Raw genomic sequence first — 23,597 nt, 5'->3', positions numbered from 1 at the left:
GAGTGGTCCTTCCACCGTCCCCGCAGGTGCGCCTCGTTTCCCGTCCCCAGTCCGCCACGACCCGCAGTTGGCCTGTTGACCTGCCCGAATCCGGTACCTGGAAGGTAACCGGTGCCGCTGGCACCGGTGTGTCCAGCTTCCTTATCGATACCGTCATTCATGCCTTGGATAAAGCCCGGGAGACCGGCGCGGATCCCTCCGGCATCCTCGTTATCGCTCCCTCGAAGGAATCCGGCGCCCGGCTGCGCCGCGAGCTCTCTGAGCGCCTCGAGGATTACGCCGCACAGACCTCCATGGTGCGTTCCGTACACTCCCTAGCATTCGCGTTGCTGCGCACAACGGCCGAGGAGGAGCTGCGACTTATTACCGGTGCCGAGCAGGACGCCGTCATCCGCGAGCTGCTTACTGGCCAAGCAGAAGACGGACATGGATCGTGGCCCGCGGAGATGCGGCCCGCGCTGGAATATGTGGGCTTCGCCCGGCAGCTGCGCGATTTCCTTTTGCGTTCCATTGAACGCGGCCTGGGCCCGGGCGACCTAGAGCGCCTCGGTGCCGAGCACGGCCGCCCCATGTGGTCCGCGGCGGGTGAATTCCTGCGCGAGTACGAACGCGTGCAGCTCCTTTCCCGCGCCCATTCCTATTCCGCTGCGGAATTGGTTACCGCGGTTCTTCAGCGCCCCCAGCTATTGCGCGAGCACCCCTTCCACACCATCATCATCGATGATGCGCAATTGCTCGATCCCACTGCCGGCAAGCTTATTCGCGAAATGGCCCCGCAGGCGGATCTCGTGGTGGTAGGCGGCGATGCCGATCAATCCGTCTTTGCCTTCCGTGGTGCTAGTTCGCGTTTCCTGCGGGACTTCCCAGCTGACCACGACATCGAGCTCACCGAGCCTCACCGCACACCCGCTCCGGCGTGCATTTCCATCGTGGATTCGGACGGCAGGTTGCGTGACGTCGTAGCTAATACCGTGCGCCGCCGCCACTTAGAAGACGGCGTGCCCTGGCGCGATATCGCCGTCATTGTTCGTTCAACCGGTGATATCGGGCAGATGCGCCGCACCCTCTTGGCCGCCGGCGTGCCCGTGCACATTAGCCCTACCGACGTCGTCTTGGCCGAACAGCGCTTGGTCTCCGCCGTGCTGCTCGCCCTGCGCGCCTTGGAGGAAGAACTTTCTAACTCGGAGTTGGAAGAATTGCTCACCGGGCCCGTGGGCGGCGCCGATCCCGTCACCCTGCGCCGCCTGATCCGTGGATTGCGCCGCTGGGATTCCACCACCCGGGGCATCGATAGCCTCCGCGGCCTTCTCTATGGCGAGCTCCCAGATTTCAATGGACAACTCACTGGGCGCGAATACTCCATTCTGGAGCGTGTACGCGCGGTTCTAAGCGCCGGCAGGGATGCACTCGCCTCCGGGGCCTCCGTGGAGGAGGTCCTCTGGGCCGTGTGGAGCGCAACTGAGCTCGATAACCGCCTGCAGGCGTCGGCGCTGCGCGGCGGCGCGACCGGCTCGCAGGCCGACCGCGACTTGGACGCAATGATGGCGCTTTTTGACGCCGCAGGCGACTACGTCGAGCGCCGCCCTGATTCTTCGCTGCGCGCCTTCCTGACGCATATCACCGAACAGGAACTTCCCACCGGTGTACGTGACCGCCGCACCGCCATTCCGCAGGCAGTAGAGATCCTGACTGCACACGGCGCCGTGGGCCGCGAATGGGATACCGTCATCGTGGCCGGCGCACAGGAAGGAAGCTGGCCTTCGCTAGGGGAGACCGGCTCCATCTTTGGGCAAGAAGATCTCATCGATCTCCTCGACCACGATATTGATCCCGATACCCCCGTCAGCCACGTTGCCTCCCGCTTGGCAGAGGAGCGACGTCTCTTCCACGTCGCTACCACGCGCCACCGACAGCGCCTGCTCATTGCCGCCGTGGAAAACCCGGAGGGCGATACGGTCTCTGAGCCTTCGCGCTTCATCAGCGAATTCGCTGGCCGAGGCGTGGACGTGCCCGGTCAAGCTGCGCGTCGGCAAGCAAAGCGGGCGCTGCGCCGCACCCAACTCCCGCGCGAACTGGGCCTCGATGTGCCCGAACCCGCACCCGTGTCATTGCGCGATGGGCTCGAAGTGGATCCCCTTGATGTGGCGGTGCTGTCCGTGCCGGCCTTTGTCGCACAATTGCGCCGCGTAGTTACCAATCCGGAATCCGGTGAGGTTGAGCGCAAACAAGCAGCGCGCCAGCTCGCTCGGTTAGCGGCAGCCGATATCCCTGGCGCCCACCCGGAGCAGTGGTGGTCTGCGCGCTCCGTTGCGGCTGAACTGCCGCTGCATACCAGCGGTAGTTTGTCGCCTTCCCGTGTGGAAGCACTGCTCAACTGTCCGCTCAAGGCCGTGCTCGGCAATGTGGCCGAGGACCCAAGCACCGAGGAACACCTGCTCCGCGGTACGTTGGCGCACGCCTTCTTTGAAGCCCTTGGCCGCGGCATGGACGCGGAAAAGGCCAAGCTATTGGTGATGGAGGCTTTCGAGCGCATTCAGGATGTACCGCAGTGGCAATTGCGATTCAAGCTCGATGAGTTTTCCACCCTGTTGGACCGCGCCCGGGAATGGGCGCGCCAATCCGAGGTCAATCAAGAGCTTGCCGGTGTGGAAATCCCCGTAGGCGTACGCGTCAGCGAGGAGGTGCGCATCGGCGGCTATATGGACCGTCTGCTTCGCGATGAAGAGGGCAATTACTTGGTGGTGGACCTCAAGACAGGTAGAAGCACGCCGGCTAAGAAGGAAGGCGAAGACCATGTGCAGCTGATGACCTATCAGCTCGCGCTTGCCCACGGCGCATTTGACGGCCACCAGGTTCACGACGGCGAAGGCATGCCGCGCCAGGGCGGTGTGCTGGTGTATCCGGGGGTGACCACCAAAAAGATTGGTGAGATTTGGCAAAGCGATAAGTCGCCGGAGGTCCTGGAAGAATTTGCTGCACTTCTGCCCCCGCTGGTGGAGGAGATGCGTGGCCCGCGCATCACTGCGCGCACCAATAAAGACTGCGATAAATGCCCAATTCGCTCTATCTGCCCCGTGCAGGAAGAAGGAAGGATAACCACCGATGCCTAAGAGCAATTTTTCCCCACAGCAGATCGCTGCAGCCTTGGGCAAGGACTTTCCGCCTACCGAGGAACAAGCCCACGTCATCGAAGGCCCATTTAGCCCCAAACTCGTGGTTGCCGGTGCTGGTGCCGGCAAGACAGAAACCATGGCCTCGCGCGTGGTCTATCTTGTAGCCAATGGCTATGTGCGCCCGGAGCAGGTTCTCGGCCTGACCTTCACCCGTAAGGCCGCGCAGCAGCTGGAGCAGCGCATCCGCCGGCAGCTGATTAAATTGCGCGATTCCGGCCTAATCCCACCAGGCGGTGAGGTGGCAGAAGCGCTAGAAAACATTGCGCCGAAGGTAGCCACCTATGACTCCTACGCGGGAGAACTCGTTCGCGAATACGGGCTCTTGGTTCCAGTAGAGCCCACCGCACGCATCATCACCGAGGCCGAGCGCTATTCCTTGGCCTACGATGTGGTGCGCAATTACACCGGCCAGCTGGAAGACGATCGTGCCCTAGCCACGATTACCGAGACCTTGCTGAAATTCAGCCAGGACATCGATAACGGGCTCAAGGACACGAGTCACATCGCCCAGCATGCCCGCGATTTTCGGGCGGACATCGATAACCTCGATAAATCCCAAAAGAATGGTCCCGAATACTCAAAGACGCTGCTGGAATATATCCAAACACAGGAACGCCGCGTGCAGTACGTGCCGCTGCTGGAGGCCCTGAAAAAGGAACAATCCGAGCGACAAGTCATCACCTTTGGCGAGCAAATGGCCGTCGCCGCCCGCGTCGCGCGCGACCATCCTGTGGTGGGAAAGCAGCAGTCCCAGCGCTATAAGGTCGTCATGCTAGACGAGTACCAAGACACCTCCTATGCCCAGCGCGTGCTTCTACGCAGCCTGTTCGGAGGGGACCAAGAGGACCTGTCGGTTACGGCCGTGGGCGATCCAATGCAGGCCATCTACGGGTGGCGTGGTGCTACCTCTGAAAACCTCACTGCCTTCGTGGAAGACTTCCCAGTCGCGCCGGGCACACCCGCCCCGAAAGACCAGTTGACCACCTCTTGGCGCAACCCCTCTGGTGCGCTGGATTTGGCTAACTCAGTGGCGGAGGGAGTATTCGAAGGCGTTGAACGTCCCGTGGACGAGCTGTCTGCCGCCCCGCATAAGGGCGAAGGCGATATCCAGTTGGCGTACTTCGACAGCGAGGTTCGCGAGCGTGAATTCGTTGCCGAGTACCTGAAAGAGCAGTGGGAAAAGCGCGAGGGAGATACCTTCAGCGCGGCGGTTTTGGTGCGCAAAAATAGGCACTCCGCACCCATCGCTGCGGCCCTCGACAAAGCGGGCGTACCCAATGAAATCATCGGTCTCGGTGGCCTGCTGTGGCAGCCAGAAATCCAGGACCTCGTAGCTATTGCCACCATGCTCGTGCGCCCAGAAGACTTGCCTGCGGCAGTGCGGGTGCTGGCAGGGCCGATTTGTGGCCTGGGAATCAGTGATATTCAAGCGCTCGCTTCCCGCCAACGAAACCTGGCCGGCGCGAGGGAGGAGCGCTTGCGCTGGGAGCCGGGGATGGACCCGGAAGAATACTTGCGTGCGCAGCTGGAAGATGTCACCGCTGAGGAGCCGGATCAGCGCGTCGGCCTTGCTGACGCCCTGGCAGATTTGGGTGAAAGAGACCGCTATACCCCGCAAGGCCTCGCCCGTATGGAAGAGGTTTCTGCCAAACTGCGACACCTGCGCACTTATTCTCTTTCCAAACCGCTGGTGGACATCTTCGCCGATATTGAAGCATTGTTTAATATCCGCACCGAGGTACTAGCTCGTGGAAGCGCAGGGGGCGCGACACATCTGGATAAATTTGCCGATATCGTCGCAGGCTTCCACGGTGATTCCTTGTATGCGCTCTTGGATTACTTTGCGTTAGCGCTCGAAAAGGAAGATGGCCTAGACCTCGGCGAGGTTCCCGCCGCCACTGACCGCGTGCAGATTATGACCGCGCACAAGGCCAAGGGCTTGGAATGGGAACACGTCTGCGTGGTGCATGCGGATTCGTCTAGCTATAGCGCACAAGCAGAGACCTTCCTGTCCAGGATCGATAAGGTCCCGGGAAACGATGACTATATTGAGGTCCCGGAGGATGCCCAAAAGCGCTCGCATTTCCAAAACGCGTGCGAGGAGTTTAAGAAAGCAGATAGCGCCATCAAGGCGGAAGAATCGGCGCGCCTTTTTTATGTGGCGCTGACGCGTACCGAATCTACCCTGACCGTTACCGGCTCGGGCACCAATAACGCCAATGGAAAGAACAAGAAGGTTCCCTATGAATACCTAGAGCGCCTGAAAGAGCAATTCCCGCAGTACGTGGTGGAGTGGTCCGTCCCCGACGAGCCTTCCGAGGATGATTTTGGGGAGAGCGCACAATTCCCAGCGCTTGAGGCTAGCCCAGAGGCAGTCGCCGGTGCGGACCTAGTCCTTGCAGCAATGGAGGAACTCCCAGATTTGAGCCGGGGTGAAACCTTTGAGTTATGGGAGCAAGAAGCTGGCGCGCTCATTGAGGAGTACAAGGCCCTGCAACAGCCGGTGGTAGACGTTGAGCTACCCAGCGAGCTGACCGCCTCGGACATGGTTGCGCTGCGGGCAGACCCGCTTCAGTTTGCCCGTAGGCAACGCCGCCCCGTGCCGTTTAAGCCGAATTCCTACGCCAAGCGCGGTACCGCCTTCCACGCGTGGTTGGAGGACCGCTTTGGCAACCCGGCGCTATTGGGCGAGGAAGAACTTCCGGGAATCGATGAACCGGAGGACTTCGATTTGGAAGAGCTCAAGGAAGCCTTCCTGAACTCCGAGTGGGCCGAGCGTCAACCGGAGCACGTGGAAGCGCCCTTTGAGATCACCATCGGTGAGTCCGTGGTGCGCGGGCGCATGGATGCGGTATTCCGCTTGGAGGATGGCACCTGGATGGTGGTGGACTGGAAGACGGGCCGCCCACCCCAGGGAGAGGCTATGGATGCTGCCAAGATACAGCTAGCGGTGTATGCAGAGGCATGGCGCCGCATCCACGGCGGGGAAAAGATTCGTGCCGCGTTCTATTATGTGCACGATGGCTATACCTTCGAGCCTGCCCGCCTGCCGCGTGGGGAAGAGCTGAAGAAACTCCTTGAATCGTCAGTTGAGCACCACAAGGGCTAAGGTATGTGGGCGGTTGCGTAAGCGCGCAATCTCTTGAGCAATCATTCGAGATCAGAAAAGAAGGCTGGGCTAGTGGGCAAAAAACGTGCGCAGGCAATGAAGTCACGCTTTAGAAGTCGCTTCTTGCCGCAGGTCGAGCTGTCCTCGCAGCCGGATCACGCGCTCATTGATGTCATTACGGTGCCGAGGGATGAAAATTCCAGCCCGTGGCGTCAGCTGGGCAAGCGTGTGCTGTGGGCTTTTGGCATCGTTGTCTTCGTGACCATCGTGGTCTATGTGGACGGCGGTGGGTATAGCGAGGACATGTCGTTATTGGACTCCGCCTACTATGCGGCGGTGTCGCTGACCACTGTGGGTTACGGCGATATCGTGCCCGTGTCCCCGCAGGCCAGGCTCATTAACTTAGTGCTTATTACCCCTGCCCGCCTGATCTTCCTTGTTTTATTGGTTGGCGCGACCTTGTCCGTGTTGACGGATAAGGCCCGCCGTACTTTCCAAATCCAGAACTGGAGAAAGCAATTGCGTAACCACACCGTCGTTATCGGTTATGGCACCAAGGGTGCCGGAGCCGTGGCCGCGCTGCTGGCCGATGATGTTCCGTCCTCCCAGATCGTGGTCATCGATACCAACCGTGCGTCCCTCGCTCACGCCGAGCACCACGGATTGGTCACCATCTTTGGTTCCGGCACCAAGCAGGACGTGCTAAAGATCGCTGGGGTAGAGCACGCCAGCTCCATCGTCGTTACCCCATCTACGGACGATACCGCGGTGCTGTGCTGCCTCTCCGTGCGAGAGCTTGCGCCCAAGGCCAAGATCGTGGCGTCGGTGCGCGAGTCCGAAAACCGTCACCTGTTGCTCCAATCCGGTGCAGATTCCGTGGTCACCTCCGCTGAGACGGCCGGCCGACTGCTAGGCCTGGCCACCGTCACCCCGACGGTGGTGGAGATGATGGAAGACCTGCTCTCACCCAACGAAGGTTTCTCCGTAGCCGAGCGCGCCGTGCGCGAATTCGAGGTGGGCTCCAACCCACGCCACCTGGCAGATATCGTGCTGGCTGTCCTGCGCAATAACGAGCTGCACCGCGTGGATACCGCGGATGCCTCCGCGCTGAAGCCGGGTGATCGCCTGCTCTACATCAAGCATGAGATGGAACAGCCCATCGAGGTCATGGACGATGATGATGAGGATTAAATGTTCCTCCCAGTAACCCCTCACGGCCAGGTTCCGGTTACGGCAGCGGGGGAACCGGTGCTGGTGGAGAAGGTTCCCGGGGGCGTCGGCAAGCACGCAGTAGTGGACCTAGGTACCCTGCAGGCGTGCGCGTATCCGGAAGACGGTGCTAGCGAGCTGGGCCGGCTGGAAAGCGCAACGTTCTTTGCGGACCAGCCAGTGATTTTGCAAGCCATTGCGCTGATCCGCAACCGGCGCGAGCAGCGCTTTGATCCGCGCACCGGTCACAAACTGGACTACCCAGCACCGGGAATCGTTGGGCGCGATCCTGTGGACGAGCGCCGAATGGTTTTCCCACGCCTAGATCCTGCCGTCATCGGGCTTATTCGCCTCAGCGGCACCGACCGGATTTTGCTGGCGCGCAATCGCCGCCGCACTAGCTTCTTTTCTCTCATCGCCGGCTACGTTGAGCCGGGCGAGACCGCCGAGGCTGCTTTTGCACGCGAGGCCTTGGAAGAAACCGGACGCAGGGTGGACGATATTCGCTATTGGGGCTCGCAGGCGTGGCCACCGAGTGGCTCCCTTATGCTGGGCTTTTGCGCGCGCACGGCTGATGTCCACCCCACCTGCCATACTGATGGGGAATTGGAAGAAATCCGGTGGGTGGAGCGCGCCGAGCTGCCTGAGCTTAAGCTTCCTCGCCCGGGTTCAATTGCACACACGATGATTATGGAGTGGTATCACGGTGACTAAGCCGGATTTGTCCCTGCTGGATGAAGATCAGCTGCGCGCGGCCACGGCGCCGCGCGGGCCCGTGTGCATCTTGGCCGGCGCGGGTACGGGCAAGACCCGCACTATTACCTATCGCATTGCCAACTTGGTCGACCAAGGCTTTGTGAGCCCGCAGCGCGTGCTTGCGGTGACCTTTACGGCACGGGCGGCTGGAGAAATGCGCGATCGCCTGCGCACCATGGGCGTGGCCGGCGTGCAGGCGCAGACTTTCCACGCGGCGGCGCGCCGCCAGTTGAAGTATTTCTGGCCGCAGGTAGCAGGAGACCTTCCGTGGCAGCTGCTGGATAATAAATTCCCCCTGGTTGCCCGCGCGGTGCGTTCGGTGGGGCTGGATAATTCCAAGGACATGATTCGAGACGTCCTGGCGGAGATTGAATGGGCTAAGTCTGCGTTGGTCAGCGCCGAGGATTATGAGTCCGTGATCGCCAATACGGACCGCAGTGCGCCGGCCGATCCGGCCAAGGTGGCAGAGGCCTTCCGCCGCTATGAGCAGTCCAAGGCCACGCCGGACATGATGCACTTGGACTTCGATGACCTGCTCATGCACATCGCGGGTGCCATCGAGAATGTGCCGGCGATTGCGGAGACCTTCCGCGAGCAGTACCGCACCTTTGTCGTCGATGAGTACCAGGATGTTACCCCGCTGCAGCAGCGGGTGCTCAACGCGTGGTTGGGCGAGCGCGATGACCTTACCGTGGTGGGCGATGCCAACCAGACCATCTATTCCTTCAACGGTGCCTCCCCGGACTACCTGCTCAATTTCTCCCGCACGTACCCGGATGGCACCGTGGTCAAGCTGCAGCGCGACTATCGCTCTACGTCGCAGGTAACGGACCTGGCCAACCGGGTCATTGGCAAGGCCACCGGCCGCGCGGCGGGCACGCGCTTGGAGCTGCAGGGCATGCGCGAGCCCGGCCCAGAGCCCACCTTCAAGGCCTATGAGTCCGAAGAAATTGAGGCCCAGGAGGTGGCCGGCCAGGTCCTTACTCTGCTGGATCAGGGTGTGCCGGCCTCCGAGATTGCCATCCTTTATCGCATCAATGCCCAGTCGGAGCAGTTTGAGCAGGCGCTTGCCGACGCCGGAGTGGTCTACCAAGTCCGCGGCGGCGAGGGCTTTTTCCGCCGCCCGGAAATCCTGGAGGCTATCCGCGTGCTTATCGCCGCGACCCGCCGCGAGGACCTGCCGGATGATCCGGTGGCGATTGCCCGGGCCGCGTTTGTCGAGCTGGGCTTGAGTTCCACCGAGCCGCAGGGCGCCCAGGCCCGCGAGCGCTGGCAGTCCCTCAACGCACTGGTTGGGCTCATTGAAAAGATTGTGGAATCAACTCCTGGCATCGATCTCAACGGGGTGCTGGGGGAGTTGCGCCGGCGCTCTACCGATAAGCAGGCCCCAGCCATGGAAGGCGTGACGCTGGCTACCGTGCACGCCGCCAAGGGCTTGGAATGGGATGCGGTATTCCTCGTGGGGCTAACGGAAAAGCTTATGCCCATCAACCATGCCATCAAGGCCGGCGACGAACAGGTAGAAGAGGAGCGCCGCCTGTTTTACGTCGGCATTACCCGCGCCCGTGAGCACCTCGCGCTGTCGTGGGCGCTGGCGAAGACTACCGGCTCACGGGCTTCGCGCGAGCGCACCCGCTTTCTCGATGGCATCGTTCCGGCGGCCGAAGATGCCTCCGGCAGTGGGTCTCGCTCGCGCCGCCCGAAACGCTGCCGCGTGTGCTCCGGCCCGCTGGGAACACCGGCGGAAAAGGTCATCGGCCGCCATGAAGATTGTGAAGGCGGCGGCGATGAAGAGGTCTTTGCCGCTTTGCGCTCGTGGCGCTCCCAGGTTGCGCGTGAGGAAAAGGTGCCGGCTTATGTCATCTTTTCCGATGCCACCCTGCAGGCGATTTCGGAGGAATTGCCCTCCGATGAAGCAGAGATGCTCTCCATCTCCGGCGTAGGCCCGAGCAAACTGGAGCGCTACGGTGCCCAGGTGCTAGAGGTTATTCGTTCGGTTCGTAGCTAGCCAGGTTGGTCTTGCCGCCGAAGCATACGGGGCAGCGTGGATGCGCTATGACGGTGCGCTGTTGGTGGTGTCCGTAGACATCGATCTCCCATTGCTGCCCGGGGCGCGGCTTAGCGGTTGGCGCGCCCGGCGGCAGCGAGCGCCCCATCAGCCGCCGGATGATCACCTGCGTATGCGCCGCAACCGCATCGAGCACCACGGCTTCTGGCGTGCGGCGCACGCGGGTGAGCTGGGTGCTGATGATATTCCAAAGCGGGTCCATATCAACGCGGGCCAAGTGCGCACACAAGGGGCAGGGGCCTTGGCCGCGGATACGAACCGGTCCGATGACGCCACGATTGTCCAGCAAAGATACCGGAACCCACGTGGTTGCTGTGCCCGCCAGTGCATTCGCGCAATCCAGCGGGCAGTGCAGCTGGTCCACGGCGAGGACCGGATACATGCCGTCGAGGTCGTGGATATAGGAAAAGACATTGTCCTCCTCCAGCGGGATGCGCACTTGGAAGCCGTCCTCCTCTAGGCGCGCGCGAAGGCTGTGCGCCAGGGTGGATTCGCCCATGAGGACAATGGTGTCTGTCTTTTCGGCGGCCTCCCTGTGCGGCCAGAGGATGCCATAGTTCAGTGCGTCTTCAATCAGGCTCTGCGCCGCCGCCTCTTCTAATCCTGCTGACCGCAGCCGGTAAGACAGTTCTTCTGGGGAAATTGGCTCGCGAGCGGTGTTGAAAGCCGTCGCGACGGCGAGCGCGCTTCCAGTTTCCGCAACCCCAACGCGGGTGGCATCCATGCCAAATTGGATCACCGTTTCCTCGCGGCAAAACACTGCGCTGCCGGGTGCTAAGACCACCTGGGTGGCAGAAATCCCCACGCCTTTAACCCCTTCCCCCGAAGTATGTGGTCTCCATTGCACCACAGGTACAATCACCTGTCATGTCGAGCACGCAGCCAACCGCACCGCAGCCCCCGGAGGTCAAAGTCATTCGCTCTGCCAAGCGGAAGAAAACCGTGCAGGCGCGCATGGTATCCGGGGTGCTCGAGGTACGCATTCCCGCGTGGATGTCCGCGCGCGATGAGAGCGAAGCAGTCGCGGACATGTTGGCGCGGGTGGAAAAGAAGCAGGGCAGCGGGCGCCGCACGGACGCCCAGCTCGAGGAACGGGCGCGGCGGCTCAACGCGGCGTATTTAGATGGTCGTGCGACCATCGGCTCTATTCGGTGGGTGAGTAATCAAAATACGCGGTGGGGTAGCTGTACTACCTCCACCGCGGATATTCGGCTGAGCGACCGGCTGCAACACGTGCCGGACTATGTGCTGGATTCAGTAATCATTCACGAGCTCACCCACACCTTCATTCCGCGCCATGGGCGGGATTTTTGGCAGTGGGCGGACAGGGCGCCCCACGCCGAGCGGGCGAAGGGCTATCTTGAGGCCTATCAGCGCTGGGGCTGTTAGTTCTCCTCGTCCTCGTTGCCCTTGTCCTTCTTCTCGTCCTTGCCTTCCGGATTCTCGGGCTCCTTGGACTCGTCATCCTGTGCCGCAGAAGAATCCTCGCCGTTCTTCAGCATTTCCTCCAGCTTGGCAAACTCTTCTTCAAAGCCCTCATCTGGGCCTTCGTCCAGCAGGGAGTCGATAAAGGCGGCCGGGTTATCGAGGTGCTCTGCAGTGGGCAGGAAGTCTGGGTGGTCCCAGGCCTTATCGCGCTTGTCCGCGCCCACGGCGACGGTGGCGCGGCGCCATAGCTCAGCGGCCTCAGAGACCTTCGGGGCATTAAGTTCGATGCCGACCACCTTGCTGAAGGCGTTCTCGGCGGAACCGCCGGTGTTGCGGCGATGTGCCCATGCCTGGGTCAGCTTCGAGGTCGACGGGATGCGCTCGCCCAGTGCCTCAGTAACGACGTGCTCGGCCCAGCCTTCCACGAGTGCCAACAGGGTCTCGAGGCGGGATGCGGCCGCAGTGTTCTTGGAGGTAATGCGCGGGGAGAGGTCCATGCCCTGCAATTTGCTCATCGCGTCCTGGATCGCCTGTGGATCGCCGGACTCGAGGTTGAGCTCGCGGGTGACTTCCTCCAGGTGGGAGGTATCAATAACCAGGCCGATGGCATATTCCTCCACGGAGGAGACGATGCGCTCTACCAGCCAGGGCACGTGCTTGAACAGGCGCTGGCGGGCAGCCTCGCGGGCGGCAATATAAACCAGCACTTCCTGGCCAGGAACATTAAGCTCGCGGGCGACCTTCTGGATGGTCTGTGGCAATAGTGCCACAGTATTGGCTGGGGCGATGGGCAGGCCGAAATCGGAGCCGGTCAGCGCCTGGGAGGCCAAATCGCCCAAGGCGTGGCCAAGCTGCATGCCAAAGTTCATGCCAGACATCTGGTTCATCATCTTGGTCATGGGGCCCATCATCTCGCGGGCCTCTTCCGGCATGGAGTCCAGCTGAGCATCATTCATGTGCTCTGCCACCGGGGTGACCATGCGCTGCCACGCCGGCATGGTCTCTTCCAACCACTGCTTGGAATCCCAAGCCTTGGCCGTGCCGGAGGCGGTGGGCAAATAGGTGGCGTCATCAAGCCAGAGCTCCGCCAAGCGGACGGATTCCTCCACTGCCTTGGTATCGTCCGCGCTTACCGCCTTGGACTGCGAGATCTGCTGCAGGGCGATGCGCTTAGCCATGTCGTAATTGACTGGGCCGGAGTTTTCCGGTGAGTTCATGGAAGAGCCCATGCCGGACAGCATCTGACCGAACTGGTTCAGCATGTCACCCAGGCCGCCACCATTAGCGCCGCCGAATGCGCCGAACGGGTTCTGGTCACGACGTCCGTCATTATCGTCGTCATCGTTATTGGGGAAAGAAAAACCGAATCCGTTGCTCATGCGTCCTAATCTACCGGCACCGTCCGGCTACTTTCCATGATCCCCGCTACGCTGACAGCGAACACTACGGCAAAGGTTGTAGGGTATTGATCCGTGAATTCTCCTGCTAGCCGTCGCGTCCGCACCATTGCTTGGGGTGCTATCCCCGTCGTCCTCACCGGTGCGTTGGTATCGCTTGACCATATCCCCGGCACTGATGTGTCTTTGACCGTGCCTTATGCCGCTGAGGGGCCAGGTCCCACGGTGGACACGTTGGGGGAGGTCGACGGCACTCAGGTCGTCGATGTCCAGGCGCCGAAAACCTATGACACCGACGGCCACCTCAACATGACCACGGTCTCTGTGCGCACCAATATGACCCTGGCGCAGGCGCTAGGCCGCTGGATGATGACCGATGACACCATCGTGCCCATCGATACCGTCATTCCGCAGAACATGAGCGATAAAGAGGTAGAAGAGTCCAATAAGCAGGCCTTTACCCAGTCCGAGTCTGCCGCAACCGTCGCGGCAATGGATTACCTGCACCTGCCGGTGAAGATCACCATCGCGGAAGTCATGGATGAGGGCGCGGCGCAGGGCGCGCTGAAAAAGGACGATGTCCTTACCGCAGTAGACGGCAAGGAGGTCTCGGAGCCAGGCGAGGTCCAAGACGTCATCAAGCAGAAAAGCCCGGGCGATAAGGTCACGCTGACAGTCAAGCGCGGCGGCAAGGAGCAAGAAGAAGAAATAGAGCTAGGGGAGAACCCCCAGCAGAAGGGGCAGGCAATGCTGGGCATCGCCATGCTCTCGGTCCCGCAAGACGATATTAAGGTCAAATACAACCTGCAGGATATTGGCGGTCCCTCCGCCGGCATGATGTTTACCCTGGCGGTCATCGATAAGCTCAACGAGGAAGACCTCACCGGCGGCAAGTTCGTGGCCGGTACGGGCACGATTCAGGAAGATGGCAAAGTAGGCCCCATTGGCGGCATCCAACATAAAATCGCCGCGGCGCACGAGGCGGGCGCGGAGCTCTTCCTCGCGCCGAAGGATAATTGCTCCGAGGCCGCCGCGAGCGACCACGGCGATATGCCCATCGCGGAAGTTTCCACCTTGGATGAAGCCGTGTCGACGATGAAGGACTTCGCGGACGGCAAGGATATTAAAACCTGCCAGTAGCCAGCCTACTTAGCTAGGCCCAGCTCCTGGATCTTCTCTTCTGGGTCTTCTTGGTCGGAGGAGATCATCTGCTGCATGACCATGCCTTCTTTATTGTCCACCACGGTGATGACCGCGGTGGTTCCCAAGGTGGACCAGCCTACGACGCGGTCGCCATCATCCTCAATGACCTGCGAGCTACGCAGCTCGGTAAGCACCTGCGTGGTTTGCTTTGCCTTGGAGTGCGAGCGGAAGAACTGGAACTGGCCTACCTTCGGCCCAGAGCAGTTATAGGAATCGTCCCCGCCCGTGGAATCGCAGCGGTCGAAGTGCGCGAAGAGCTCCTTGGGCGCTACCGGAGCAAAGATGTCATAGGCCTTGGCCACCGACTTCTCCAATTTTTCGCTGCCGGGTTCCTTGCTTGCCGACGCCCCCTCAGACACCCCCGAGCTCTCCGTCGCGCTCGATTCCGCGCTGGACTCAACGGTGGAAGAGAAGCTAGAGGCGGAGCTGGTTTCCTCAGCGGTATCCGCCTCTGGGGCGGTGGACTCGGCGCCGGCAGGGGAGGTCTCCACGGGGGCGTCGGCAGGCGCGGCATCGTCCGAGGAACAAGCGGCAGTGCTCACGCCTACGCCCAGCAGAAGCGCTGCTGCGGTGGCGCGGGTGGCGGTCAGGCGAGTGAGAGTAGTGCGTCGCACGGTAGGAAAATGCTCCTTAGTCGCAGGCGAGAATTGTCACTTCAGTCTAATCTAGCTCATCCGGGTCTTGGTTCAGCCCATAGCGCAAGGCCGCAATGACCCCCGGAGCCACCTGGGGACCGCCGCGCAGCTGGATGTCATCTTCTGCGAACGGTCCGGCCGCTTCCAGCTCTTCCTCGGTGGGGCGCAGCTGCAGCAAGGTGGTTTCGATGCCTTCCTCTCGCAGTGCCCCGGAATAAAGGCGCGCCGGGCGAGGGGAGGGGTCCTCGCTAGAGGTATCGCGGAACTTAATTTCTTGGGCCAAGATGACGCCGGCAACCTCCCGGGGCCAGGCCAGGCGGGAGACATAATCGGCCAGCTGTTCAGAACCGGGCTCAATGTTTTCGGGCACATTATCTTGCACGATGAGGGTAAGCGGCGCCGCGTCCTCTTCATCGAGCGCGGCAAGCTGATCGGCTACCAAGTGGGTGGGAACCAGCGCGAAGATGGTGGGCCGAGCGTCCCAGCCTTCCGCGTGGACGAATTCCACGGCTTCGGTCATCGCGCGGTTTAAAGCTGGCTGTGATAATTCGGGGGAACTCATGAACATCCTTATTCGTTATCTGTGTATTGCTTCCTTAAGCTGGAAGAAGTCTACAGGTTTTAAATTCGCACTAGTTGATTGGAGCTGGCGTTGTCCTTAGGGTCATCCACACCAGCCGCCCCGTTGAAGCGGCCCCCGCGGGTCGCGACAATCATTGCGGCCATCATTGCCGTCCTTTTGTTCTTCGGCCCCATGCTCGTGGGCGTGTACACGGATTGGAGGTGGTTTGGTGCGATTGAATACCGGAACGTCTTCACCACCGCGATTATTGCGCGAATAGTCCTCTTTATCATCTTTGGCCTTATTGCCGCCGCAGTGGTGTGGGCCGCTGGCTACTTTGCCTGGCGCGGGCGCCCGGATTCGCTCGACCTTGGGGACCTGAACTCGCCGGTGTATCAATACCGCAAGTCCATTGAGAAGTCCATGGGCGTCTTCTTCAAGGTCATCCCCGCCGTCGTGGGCGTCATCGCCGGTTTCATCGGTCAGGCCAATTGGCGCACGGTGTTGCTCTTCCTCAACGGCCAGGAATTCGGCGAACAAGACGCCCAGTTCCACCACGACCTAGGTTTTTATGCCTTCACGTTGCCAGTTCTGAAGATGGTGGTGAGCACCCTATCCATCCTGTTGATTCTGGCCTTCCTCATCGCGCTTTTCGGCCACTACGTGCTGGGCGGCATCCGCATTGGCAATAAGGCCGCCGGTGTGCGCGGATCCATTTCCCACCCAGCCCGCCTGCAGCTGGCGGTAACCGCCGGCCTGTGGATGGTAGCCCAGGTCATTGGCTACTGGCTGGAGCGCTATGAGCTGCTTAATACCCAGCACGACCTCTTTACCGGTGGTTCCTATACCGATATTCACGCCTACCTGCCGGCGAAGATCATCTTGATGATCATTGGCGTCTTTGTGGCCGTGGCCCTGTTTATGGCCGTTGTCATCAAGGACCTGCGCATCCCCGGACTGGCCGTGGTGCTGATGCTGCTGTCCTCGCTAGTCATTGGACAGGCATGGCCGCTGCTGATGGAACGCTTTTCCGTCCAGCCCAACCGCCAGGCTAAGGAAGAAGAATCCATCGCCCGCAATATCGAGGCCACCCGCTATGCCTATGGGCTCACGGATGACCACGTCACCTATGAAGATAACTGGGGCGGGGATGATGTCTCCGATGACAAGGTGGCCTCTGATAACGCCACCATCAATAACCTCCGCCTGCTGGATCCGGAGATCCTTTCTCCTACCTTCACTCAGATGCAACAGCTGAAGAACTTCTACGGGTTCCCAGAGACGTTGTCGATGGACCGCTACAAGATCGACGGCAAGAAGCGCGACTTCGTCGTCGCCGCTCGCGAGCTGGATCCGAATGAGCTGCGAGAGAACCAGTCGGACTGGATTAACCGCCACACCGTCTACACTCACGGCAATGGCTTCGTGGCAGCGCAGGCCAATAAGGTCGACGAGGTAGCTCGCGATGCAGGTTCTGCCCGCGGTGGCTTCCCCATCTTTACCGTGTCTGACCTACAGACTCAGGCCGGTGAGTCCGAGGGCGAAGGCGAGACCCAGGACGCAGAGAAGTCCCTTGGCATTAAGGTAGACCAGCCGCGCATCTACTATGGCCCGGTCATTGCCGGTGCGGCCGACGGAATGGACTACGCGATCACCGGCCAGACCGGCGATAACCCGGTCGAGTACGACACCGATAGCTCCACCTACACCTATGACGGCAAGGGTGGCGTTGACATTGGCAATATCTTTGACCGCACCATGTACGCCGCCAAGTACCGCGAGCTGAATTTCCTGCTCTCGGATCGCGTCGGCAGCGAATCGAAGCTGCTGTATGACCGCGACCCGCGCGAACGCGTGGAAAAGGTTGCTCCGTGGCTGACCACCGATTCTGCTACCTACCCGGCCGTGGTTGATGGCCGCCTGAAGTGGATTGTGGATGGCTATACCACTCTGGAATCCTTGCCTTACTCCCAGCGTGCCTCGCTTTCCGACGCCACCCAGGACACCCTCAACCCTGATGGCACCACCCAGCGCTTGGTCAATGACAAGGTCGGTTATATCCGCAACTCGGTCAAGGCCACCGTCGATGCTTATGACGGCACTGTGGACCTCTACGAGTTCGACAAGAATGACCCGGTGCTCAAGGCCTGGCAGGGCGTCTTCCCGGACGTCGTTAAGCCTGAGGCGGAGATCTCCGATGAGCTGCGCGAGCACTTCCGCTACCCGGAGGATATGTTCAAGGTGCAGCGTGACCTCTTGGCCCGCTACCACGTGGATGACCCGAATGTCTTCTTCAATAACGATGCCTTCTGGTCCGTGCCGACTGACCCCACCGCGGAGGAATCCCGCCAACTCAATCAGCCGCCGTACTACGTGATGGCCGCAGATCCGAAGACCGGCAAGCCGACCTTCCAGCTGACCACGTCTTACCGTGGCCTCAACCGCGAGTTCTTGTCTGCGCACATGGCTGTATCCTCCGATCCGGAAAACTACGGCGATATCACCGTGCGCGTGCTGCCCACCAATACACAGACCCAGGGCCCGAAGCAGGCACAGGATGCGATGATGTCGTCCGACCAGGTCGCCCGCGACCGCACTCTGTGGGAGGGTACCAATGACCTGCACAACGGCAACCTGCTGGCCCTGCCGGTAGGCGGTGGCGAAATCCTGTACCTCGAGCCGATCTACTCGCAGCGCAAGGACCAGGCTTCTGCCTTCCCGAAGCTGTTGCGCGTGCTCGTCTCCTATAAGGGCCGCGTAGGCTACGCCCCGACTATTGGTGATGCCCTTGAACAAGTTGGAATCGATGCCAAGGCTGCCCAAAACATTGAGGAAGTCGAGGGCGATTCCGAGGACAAGGACGGCGCCAAGGATGAGAAGAACAAGGACGAGTCCAAGGACGATAAGCCTTCGGCTCCAGCTTCCGCTCCGTCTTCTTCCGACGAGGCGGGCGCCATCGATGACATCAACAAGGCCCTGAAGGGGCTTGAAGATGCACGCGATGGTTCCTTCGAGGAATACGGACGCGCCCTAGATGAGCTCGATAAGGCTGTGGAGTCTTATCAGAAGACGGACAAGTAGTTCCGGCTTATAATCGCGATGGATTAGGCACCTGCCCAGCGGATTTGGGTAGGTGCCTTTCCCTATGTATAGTTACATGAGTCGCCAGGACAGAGCGAATACACTTTGTGTTAACGCACTGTTCAAGCGCAGATGATGGAAGTCATCTCGACGCGGGGTGGAGCAGCTCGGTAGCTCGCTGGGCTCATAACCCAGAGGTCGTAGGTTCGAATCCTGCCCCCGCTACCAACTTCCAGGCCCTGACCAGATTAAGTTCCGGTCAGGGTCTTTTCTTATGCGCCACCCTAGTGGGTGGGCTTAGGCCTTGGGCCTAAGCCGGTTTCCTGAGCGGGACGATGAGCGGGTCTCCAGTCTCTGGATCCTCGATGACCCGCGCCCGCAGATCAAAAGCGTCCTGCAGTAGCTCTGCGGTGATGATTTCTGCGGGTGCGCCGGAAGCTATGACCTGCCCCTCCTTCATAATCACGAGATAATCGGAGTAGCGCACCGCCAGGTTCAGATCGTGCAGCACCATTACCACCGTTCGGCCAAGCTCTTGGCGCAGGCTATCGACTAGTTCGAGGATGTCCACGGAGGTCGCGAGGTCAAGGTACGTCGTTGGCTCATCTAGGAAAAGGATGTCGGTGTTTTGCGCCAGCACCATAGAGATCCATACGCGCTGGCGCTGGCCGCCGGAAAGTTCATCCAACGTACGGCTGGCAAGATCCGCAGAACCGGTTTGCTTTAGGGCCTCGAAGACCGCGTCTTCGTCCGTGGAGGACCACTGGCGGAACCATGCCTGATGTGGGTGCCGCCCGCGGGCCACCAGATCGGAGACCAATAGCCCTTCTGGGGCCACGGGGGATTGGGGCAGCATGCCCAGTATGCGGGCGACGTCCTTGCGCTTCATGTCCGAGATATTCTGGCCATCCACGCTCACGGTTCCGGTATCAAGGTTGAGCAGGCCAGACATGGCGCGCAGCAAGGTTGATTTACCGCATCCGTTGGGCCCCACGATGGTGGTGATTTTGCCGGCTGGGAAAGTGGCGCTGAGATCCCGGATGATGGTGCGCTGGCCGTAGCCCACGGTGACCGAGGAAGCATCCACGCCACCGGCGGTATTCGGGTGGTCTGCGCTTGGCTGGGGGATGGGGGAGGTCATGCGTCTGTGCTCCTAGTGCGTTGAACGAGTAGGTAGATGAGGAAGACGCCGCCCAGTGCGGAGGTGACAATACCCACCGGAAGCTCCACCGGCAGGACAGCCTGGGTCACGATGTCCGCACCGAGCAGTAGCACTGCGCCGGTAAGAGCCGAGGCCGCAAGCGGTGGGCTGGGTACCCCGCACAGCCGTAGTGCTACTTGGGGTGCTACAAAGGCGATGAAACCGATGGGGCCGGCAGCAGAAACTGCTACTGCAGCTAGAGCTACGGCCAATGCCAACATCGCCACCTGCACGGCGTTGACGCGCTGGCCCAGCGCTCGGGCGAGGTCGGGCCCCAGAGTGGTGGCCAGTGCTTGGTAGGCGATCCAGGCCAGCAACGGGGCGCAGACAAGCACAAGGACAACCATGGGAATGGTGGTGCTCCACTCCGACTTGGCCAGGGATCCTGTGAGCCAGAACTGTGCTTGGCTTGCATCCCGCAGTTCCGCGCGGACCATGAGGAAATTGATGTAGGAACTCAGCAGCGCGGTGATGATAATGCCTACGAGCACGAGGCGGTAGGAATCAGCTTGGCGTCGCCAAGCCAATGCCCAGATCACCATGGCGCTAAGAATCGCACCCAGCAATGCGGCTAGGGGAATTCCGATTCCGGCAAGCCAGCCGGCGAATCCACTGCCGCCGGCGCCAAGGACGATGACCGTTACGGCCATGGCCGAGGCACCCGTAGTGATGCCGAGGATATCGGGGCTGGCCAGCGCGTTGCGGGTGACCGTTTGGGTGAGCGCACCGGAAAGCCCCAGCGCGCAGCCGACCGCGATGGCCGTGGCCACTCGGGGCATGCGCCACTCCAAGACCACGAGTTTTTCCACGCGGGATCCTTGCCCTTGGAAAATCACCTCTAGTACTCGGGGAACGGAAATAGGGTAGTCACCCAGCCCGATGGAAAGCGCGCCTAAAAAGACGGTGAGCGCCGCGGCGATGATGCATACCAGCACCACCCGTGGGCGCCAGAGGAACGAGATGGGCCCAGCCCGGAATGGTACCCCGCCCGGCATCTGCCACGAAGCGCTTTGTTTATCTTGTACGGCCTGCGCAGCCTTGTTTCGTCGCATCACAGCGTCATCACCTTCTTTCGGTAGATCAAGGCGATGAAGAACGGCGCGCCAACGAAGGCCAATACGATGCCCACTTGGAGCTCGCCGGGGCGCGCGATGAGGCGGCCCACTACGTCAGCACATAGCAACAGCGCCGCGCCGGCTAGCGCAGAGTACGGCAAAATCCACTTATAATCTGGGCCGGTAAGAGCCCGGACGATATGGGGCACTACCAGGCCAATGAAGCCTAGCGGGCCCGCTGCAGCCGTGGCCGCGCCAGCCAGCAAGGCGATGATGCCCATGCCGGCCAGCCTTGCGGCCGCGGTATTGATGCCGAGCCCTGCGGCCACGTCGTCGCCTAAGTTCAAAATATTCAACTGCGGGCCGGTAGCGAACGCCAGGATCAGTCCCACCACTATGAACGGCAGGATTCCTAGCGCGATGTTCATATCCCGGCCGGCGAGGGAGCCGACGGTCCAAAAGCGCATCCGGTCCAGGTTATTCTCATTGGTGAGTACGAAGGCGCTGGTGATGGCGCTTAAGACCGCCGACAATGCGGCGCCGCCCAGCACTAAGGTCAAGGGATCGACGGCTGCCTTGCCTGCGGAGGCGAGGCCGAAGACCAGTGCCGTGGCAGCGATAGCGCCGAGGAAGGCTATCACCGCGGTGGCCCACGGGGCGGTGATGCCAAATAGCGCGAAGCTGACTACAACGCTTAGCGCCGCGCCGGAACTGACACCCAGGATTCCCGGATCCGCCAGGGGATTGCGGGTGTGGCCTTGGATTAGAGCACCGGCGACTCCCAGTGCCGCCCCCACGATTATGGCCAGGATGGTGCGCGGCAGCCGCAGCTCAGCTACCACGCGTTGGTTGGTGGAAACTTCGTCCTGGGCACCGCGTGCGGCCGGCAGTTCCCGCAGCGCGGCCCACACGTCCTCCGCAGGAATGGAGCGGGCGCCATACAGCAAACTGCAGATAGTGCCAACGAGGACCAGCAAGAGCAGAGCTCCTAGGCCCAGGAGGCGGGTAGTGCGCACACTCATGGCGTGGCCTCCAATCGCTGCTGCCGCTTGCCGATGCCCCCACTCCCAGCCAATAGTGCCCAGCGAGCACCGGCGCTGCGGCGGGTTGCCTTGGAGAGCTTCGGCTCACAGGTAGCGATGAGAATCCCTGAGCCGCGGGGTGGAGACAGGTACCTAGCTACTCCCGCTGGGCGGGGAGAGGAGCTGCGCCCGAGGCGTGGCTCAGGCAGTTGCTGGGTGTGATTGTCAATCATGGACAAGCATATTACCGTTTTCATGTAAGGTAAGCCTTCATTTAATTAAAAGACTGTAAAAGTGAAGGGCTGCAAGTCATCGCAACTGGCCCTAGGCGCCCACTATTTAGGTGAAACTCTATGCGGCACCTTTTGTAGTGCCTGTCTCAAAGTTGAGTGTGCTGCATGTGCATCGCATAGGCGGTGCCTGGAAATCTTTTGGTGACCAGCGTAACATTGATTATTTAGGCAAGCCTAAGTTATCCTTTTAACGTGCGAGAATATGTCATTGTCTCCAACGATTGGGGAACTTGGTTGCCCCCCCCCCATTTGGGTATAACCAACCAAATATTCTGACCTTTCCCCATTCGTGAACGGGCTAGGCCTTGCGCTGAGATCCGTCACCAGTAATAACGGAGAAAAATGACATTCAAGAAAATTCTTGTCGGTACTGCTACTGTGTTGGCTCTGGGCACCGCGGTGACGGCGTGTTCGACTGATGACCAATCCGAAAACTCTGCAGACTCCCAGGCGGTCAACGCCGAGCAAGGTGCATTCCCCACCACCATCGAGCATCGCTATGGTTCCACCGAAATCAAGGAAGTCCCGCAGCGCGTGGTCTCCCTAGGGTATACGGATCAGGACGCGCTGCTGGCGCTCGGAATCACGCCGGTTTCCGTGAAGTATTGGGATAGCATGACCCCAGACGGGCAGGCTGCGGGCAACTGGTCTAACGACAAGATCGAGGGCGATACTCCTCGAATCGACAAAGACACAGAGGTCAATGCGGAAGCTATCGCTAAGGACAAGCCAGATCTCATCGTTGCCGTGTACTCGGATATTGATGAAAATACATACAAGAAGCTGTCCGATATCGCCCCTGTCGTTGTGCAAAAGGGTGAATATAAAGAACTGCAGCAGCCATGGGACGTGACTACGGAAGAGATTGGACAAGCCGTAGGCAAGCCTAAAGAGGCAAAACATCAGGTGGAGCAGGTTAAAGCGAAGTTTGCAGACCTAAAGGACCGTCACCCAGAGTGGGCCGAGAAGGAACTCGGTGTGGCCACCGTCTCTGCCGACAGCCTGGCCGTCTTTGCTGAAGAAGATCCGCGCAGCCGCTTCTTTACCGAGCTGGGGTTCAAGATCAACCCCGCCTACGCGGCAATCACCAAGGATAAATTCTACGGCGAGGTCTCCAAGGAGAACGCTGATCAGGTTGATTCTGACGTACTGGTGTGGGATCAGTTGTCCTACGCTCCGACGCAGGACAAGGCTTCTGTTACCGAGGATCCAATCGTGAGCAAGCTACCCGCTGTGAAGGATGGGCACAGTGTCTACTTGGAAGGCGACCTAGAAAAAGCCTTTGGATGGCAAACAGTGCTGAGTCTGGACTACCTGCTGGATAAGATCGAGCAGCCGTTGGCGGACGCCACGAAGTAAAAGGACTCAATCGCTGAACCGTCCCCCGCGTGAATGTGTGAACTGC

The 23,597-nt window shown here is 60.6% G+C and carries 17 protein-coding genes and 1 tRNA gene; 10 read left to right on the top strand and 8 right to left on the bottom strand.

Annotation, left to right across the window (positions count from 1 at the left end; all coding sequences use genetic code 11):
• The first annotated feature begins 2 nt into the window (after positions 1-2).
• The 5 genes from QKD99_RS08980 to QKD99_RS08960 all read left to right on the top strand — a co-directional run bounded on the left by QKD99_RS08980 (position 3) and on the right by QKD99_RS08960 (position 10,255).
• Positions 3-3,110, top strand: coding sequence for an ATP-dependent DNA helicase (locus tag QKD99_RS08980; RefSeq protein WP_347951273.1), 3,108 nt, complete (start codon positions 3-5; stop codon positions 3,108-3,110).
• Positions 3,103-6,282: a UvrD-helicase domain-containing protein gene (locus QKD99_RS08975; protein ID WP_347951254.1), complete on the top strand. Its 3,180-nt coding sequence runs from the start codon at positions 3,103-3,105 to the stop codon at positions 6,280-6,282. The genes QKD99_RS08980 and QKD99_RS08975 overlap by 8 nt, the downstream gene beginning before the upstream one ends.
• A 96-nt stretch (positions 6,283-6,378) precedes the next feature.
• Positions 6,379-7,473 carry an NAD-binding protein gene (locus QKD99_RS08970; RefSeq protein WP_040424823.1) on the top strand — a complete coding sequence of 365 codons (1,095 nt, stop codon included), beginning with the start codon at positions 6,379-6,381 and terminating at the stop codon, positions 7,471-7,473.
• Positions 7,474-8,205 (top strand): NAD(+) diphosphatase, encoded by a 732-nt coding sequence (locus QKD99_RS08965; RefSeq protein WP_284788823.1) that lies wholly within the window; start codon positions 7,474-7,476, stop codon positions 8,203-8,205.
• Entirely contained in the window at positions 8,198-10,255 is a 2,058-nt protein-coding gene (locus tag QKD99_RS08960; RefSeq protein ID WP_347951253.1) for an ATP-dependent DNA helicase UvrD2, read from the top strand. The genes QKD99_RS08965 and QKD99_RS08960 overlap by 8 nt, the downstream gene beginning before the upstream one ends.
• Here QKD99_RS08960 and QKD99_RS08955 read toward each other — a convergent pair.
• Positions 10,233-11,120: a hypothetical protein gene (locus QKD99_RS08955; protein WP_269954212.1), complete on the bottom strand. Its 888-nt coding sequence runs from the start codon at positions 11,118-11,120 to the stop codon at positions 10,233-10,235. The two genes, QKD99_RS08960 and QKD99_RS08955, sit on opposite strands and share 23 nt — an antisense overlap.
• A gap of 62 nt (positions 11,121-11,182) precedes the next feature.
• On the opposite strand from QKD99_RS08955, the gene QKD99_RS08950 reads away from it, so the two are divergent.
• Positions 11,183-11,704 (top strand): SprT-like domain-containing protein, encoded by a 522-nt coding sequence (locus QKD99_RS08950; RefSeq protein ID WP_269954213.1) that lies wholly within the window; start codon positions 11,183-11,185, stop codon positions 11,702-11,704.
• On the opposite strand, the gene QKD99_RS08945 is transcribed toward QKD99_RS08950, so the two are convergent.
• A complete protein-coding gene (locus QKD99_RS08945; RefSeq protein WP_284766720.1) occupies positions 11,701-13,122 on the bottom strand; it encodes a zinc-dependent metalloprotease in 1,422 nt (473 codons plus the stop codon). The genes QKD99_RS08950 and QKD99_RS08945 overlap by 4 nt on opposite strands.
• A gap of 93 nt (positions 13,123-13,215) precedes the next feature.
• On the opposite strand from QKD99_RS08945, the gene QKD99_RS08940 reads away from it, so the two are divergent.
• Positions 13,216-14,280 carry a PDZ domain-containing protein gene (locus tag QKD99_RS08940; RefSeq protein ID WP_269954215.1) on the top strand — a complete coding sequence of 355 codons (1,065 nt, stop codon included), beginning with the start codon at positions 13,216-13,218 and terminating at the stop codon, positions 14,278-14,280.
• A 5-nt stretch (positions 14,281-14,285) separates the two neighbouring features.
• Here the strand turns inward: QKD99_RS08940 and QKD99_RS08935 are convergent, their stop codons facing one another.
• Together QKD99_RS08935 and QKD99_RS08930 are read right to left on the bottom strand one after the other, a co-directional pair.
• Positions 14,286-14,957: a beta-N-acetylglucosaminidase gene (locus QKD99_RS08935; protein ID WP_347951252.1), complete on the bottom strand. Its 672-nt coding sequence runs from the start codon at positions 14,955-14,957 to the stop codon at positions 14,286-14,288.
• Between the two features lie 46 nt (positions 14,958-15,003).
• Positions 15,004-15,540, bottom strand: coding sequence for a PPA1309 family protein (locus QKD99_RS08930; RefSeq protein WP_005322346.1), 537 nt, complete (start codon positions 15,538-15,540; stop codon positions 15,004-15,006).
• A gap of 123 nt (positions 15,541-15,663) precedes the next feature.
• Between QKD99_RS08930 and QKD99_RS08925 the strand changes: the two genes are divergently transcribed.
• A complete protein-coding gene (locus tag QKD99_RS08925) occupies positions 15,664-18,621 on the top strand; it encodes a UPF0182 family protein (protein ID WP_347951272.1) in 2,958 nt (985 codons plus the stop codon).
• Positions 18,622-18,772: 151 nt separating this feature from the next.
• Positions 18,773-18,849, top strand: a tRNA-Met gene (locus tag QKD99_RS08920).
• A gap of 82 nt (positions 18,850-18,931) precedes the next feature.
• Here the strand turns inward: QKD99_RS08920 and QKD99_RS08915 are convergent.
• From QKD99_RS08915 to QKD99_RS08900, 4 genes are read right to left on the bottom strand one after another with little or no spacing between them, the layout of a single operon-like run.
• Entirely contained in the window at positions 18,932-19,762 is an 831-nt protein-coding gene (locus QKD99_RS08915; protein ID WP_225745795.1) for an ABC transporter ATP-binding protein, read from the bottom strand.
• Complete coding sequence (locus QKD99_RS08910) at positions 19,759-20,874, bottom strand: iron chelate uptake ABC transporter family permease subunit (RefSeq protein ID WP_049156167.1); 1,116 nt, start codon at positions 20,872-20,874, stop codon at positions 19,759-19,761. Before QKD99_RS08910 ends, QKD99_RS08915 begins: the two co-directional genes overlap by 4 nt.
• A complete protein-coding gene (locus tag QKD99_RS08905; RefSeq protein ID WP_049156169.1) occupies positions 20,874-21,899 on the bottom strand; it encodes an iron ABC transporter permease in 1,026 nt (341 codons plus the stop codon). Before QKD99_RS08905 ends, QKD99_RS08910 begins: the two co-directional genes overlap by 1 nt.
• Positions 21,896-22,132 (bottom strand): hypothetical protein, encoded by a 237-nt coding sequence (locus QKD99_RS08900; RefSeq protein WP_141745903.1) that lies wholly within the window; start codon positions 22,130-22,132, stop codon positions 21,896-21,898. Before QKD99_RS08900 ends, QKD99_RS08905 begins: the two co-directional genes overlap by 4 nt.
• Before the next feature lie 402 nt (positions 22,133-22,534).
• Between QKD99_RS08900 and QKD99_RS08895 the strand changes: the two genes are divergently transcribed.
• The gene (locus tag QKD99_RS08895; RefSeq protein WP_225745794.1) at positions 22,535-23,551 is read left to right on the top strand and encodes an iron-siderophore ABC transporter substrate-binding protein; all 1,017 of its coding nucleotides are present in this window, start codon (positions 22,535-22,537) and stop codon (positions 23,549-23,551) included.
• The last annotated feature ends 46 nt before the right edge of the window (positions 23,552-23,597 follow it).

The sequence above is a fragment of the Corynebacterium sp. c3Ub_189 genome (assembly GCF_039907195.1).
GTDB lineage: Bacteria > Actinomycetota > Actinomycetes > Mycobacteriales > Mycobacteriaceae > Corynebacterium.
This window is presented reverse-complemented; position numbering and strand designations above follow the sequence as displayed.

What these genes read in the sequence shown, in the direction of transcription:
- QKD99_RS08970 (WP_040424823.1), top strand. Translation starts at nt 6,379, where the DNA reads ATGAAGTCACGCTTTAGAAGTCGCTTCTTGCCGCAGGTCGAGCTGTCC.
- QKD99_RS08965 (WP_284788823.1), top strand. Translation starts at nt 7,474, where the DNA reads ATGTTCCTCCCAGTAACCCCTCACGGCCAGGTTCCGGTTACGGCAGCG.
- QKD99_RS08945 (WP_284766720.1), bottom strand. Translation starts at nt 13,122, where the DNA reads ATGAGCAACGGATTCGGTTTTTCTTTCCCCAATAACGATGACGACGAT.
- QKD99_RS08915 (WP_225745795.1), bottom strand. Translation starts at nt 19,762, where the DNA reads ATGACCTCCCCCATCCCCCAGCCAAGCGCAGACCACCCGAATACCGCC.
- QKD99_RS08895 (WP_225745794.1), top strand. Translation starts at nt 22,535, where the DNA reads ATGACATTCAAGAAAATTCTTGTCGGTACTGCTACTGTGTTGGCTCTG.
- QKD99_RS08950 (WP_269954213.1), top strand. Translation starts at nt 11,183, where the DNA reads ATGTCGAGCACGCAGCCAACCGCACCGCAGCCCCCGGAGGTCAAAGTC.
- QKD99_RS08900 (WP_141745903.1), bottom strand. Translation starts at nt 22,132, where the DNA reads ATGATTGACAATCACACCCAGCAACTGCCTGAGCCACGCCTCGGGCGC.
- QKD99_RS08930 (WP_005322346.1), bottom strand. Translation starts at nt 15,540, where the DNA reads ATGAGTTCCCCCGAATTATCACAGCCAGCTTTAAACCGCGCGATGACC.
- QKD99_RS08905 (WP_049156169.1), bottom strand. Translation starts at nt 21,899, where the DNA reads ATGAGTGTGCGCACTACCCGCCTCCTGGGCCTAGGAGCTCTGCTCTTG.
- QKD99_RS08910 (WP_049156167.1), bottom strand. Translation starts at nt 20,874, where the DNA reads ATGCGACGAAACAAGGCTGCGCAGGCCGTACAAGATAAACAAAGCGCT.
- QKD99_RS08975 (WP_347951254.1), top strand. Translation starts at nt 3,103, where the DNA reads ATGCCTAAGAGCAATTTTTCCCCACAGCAGATCGCTGCAGCCTTGGGC.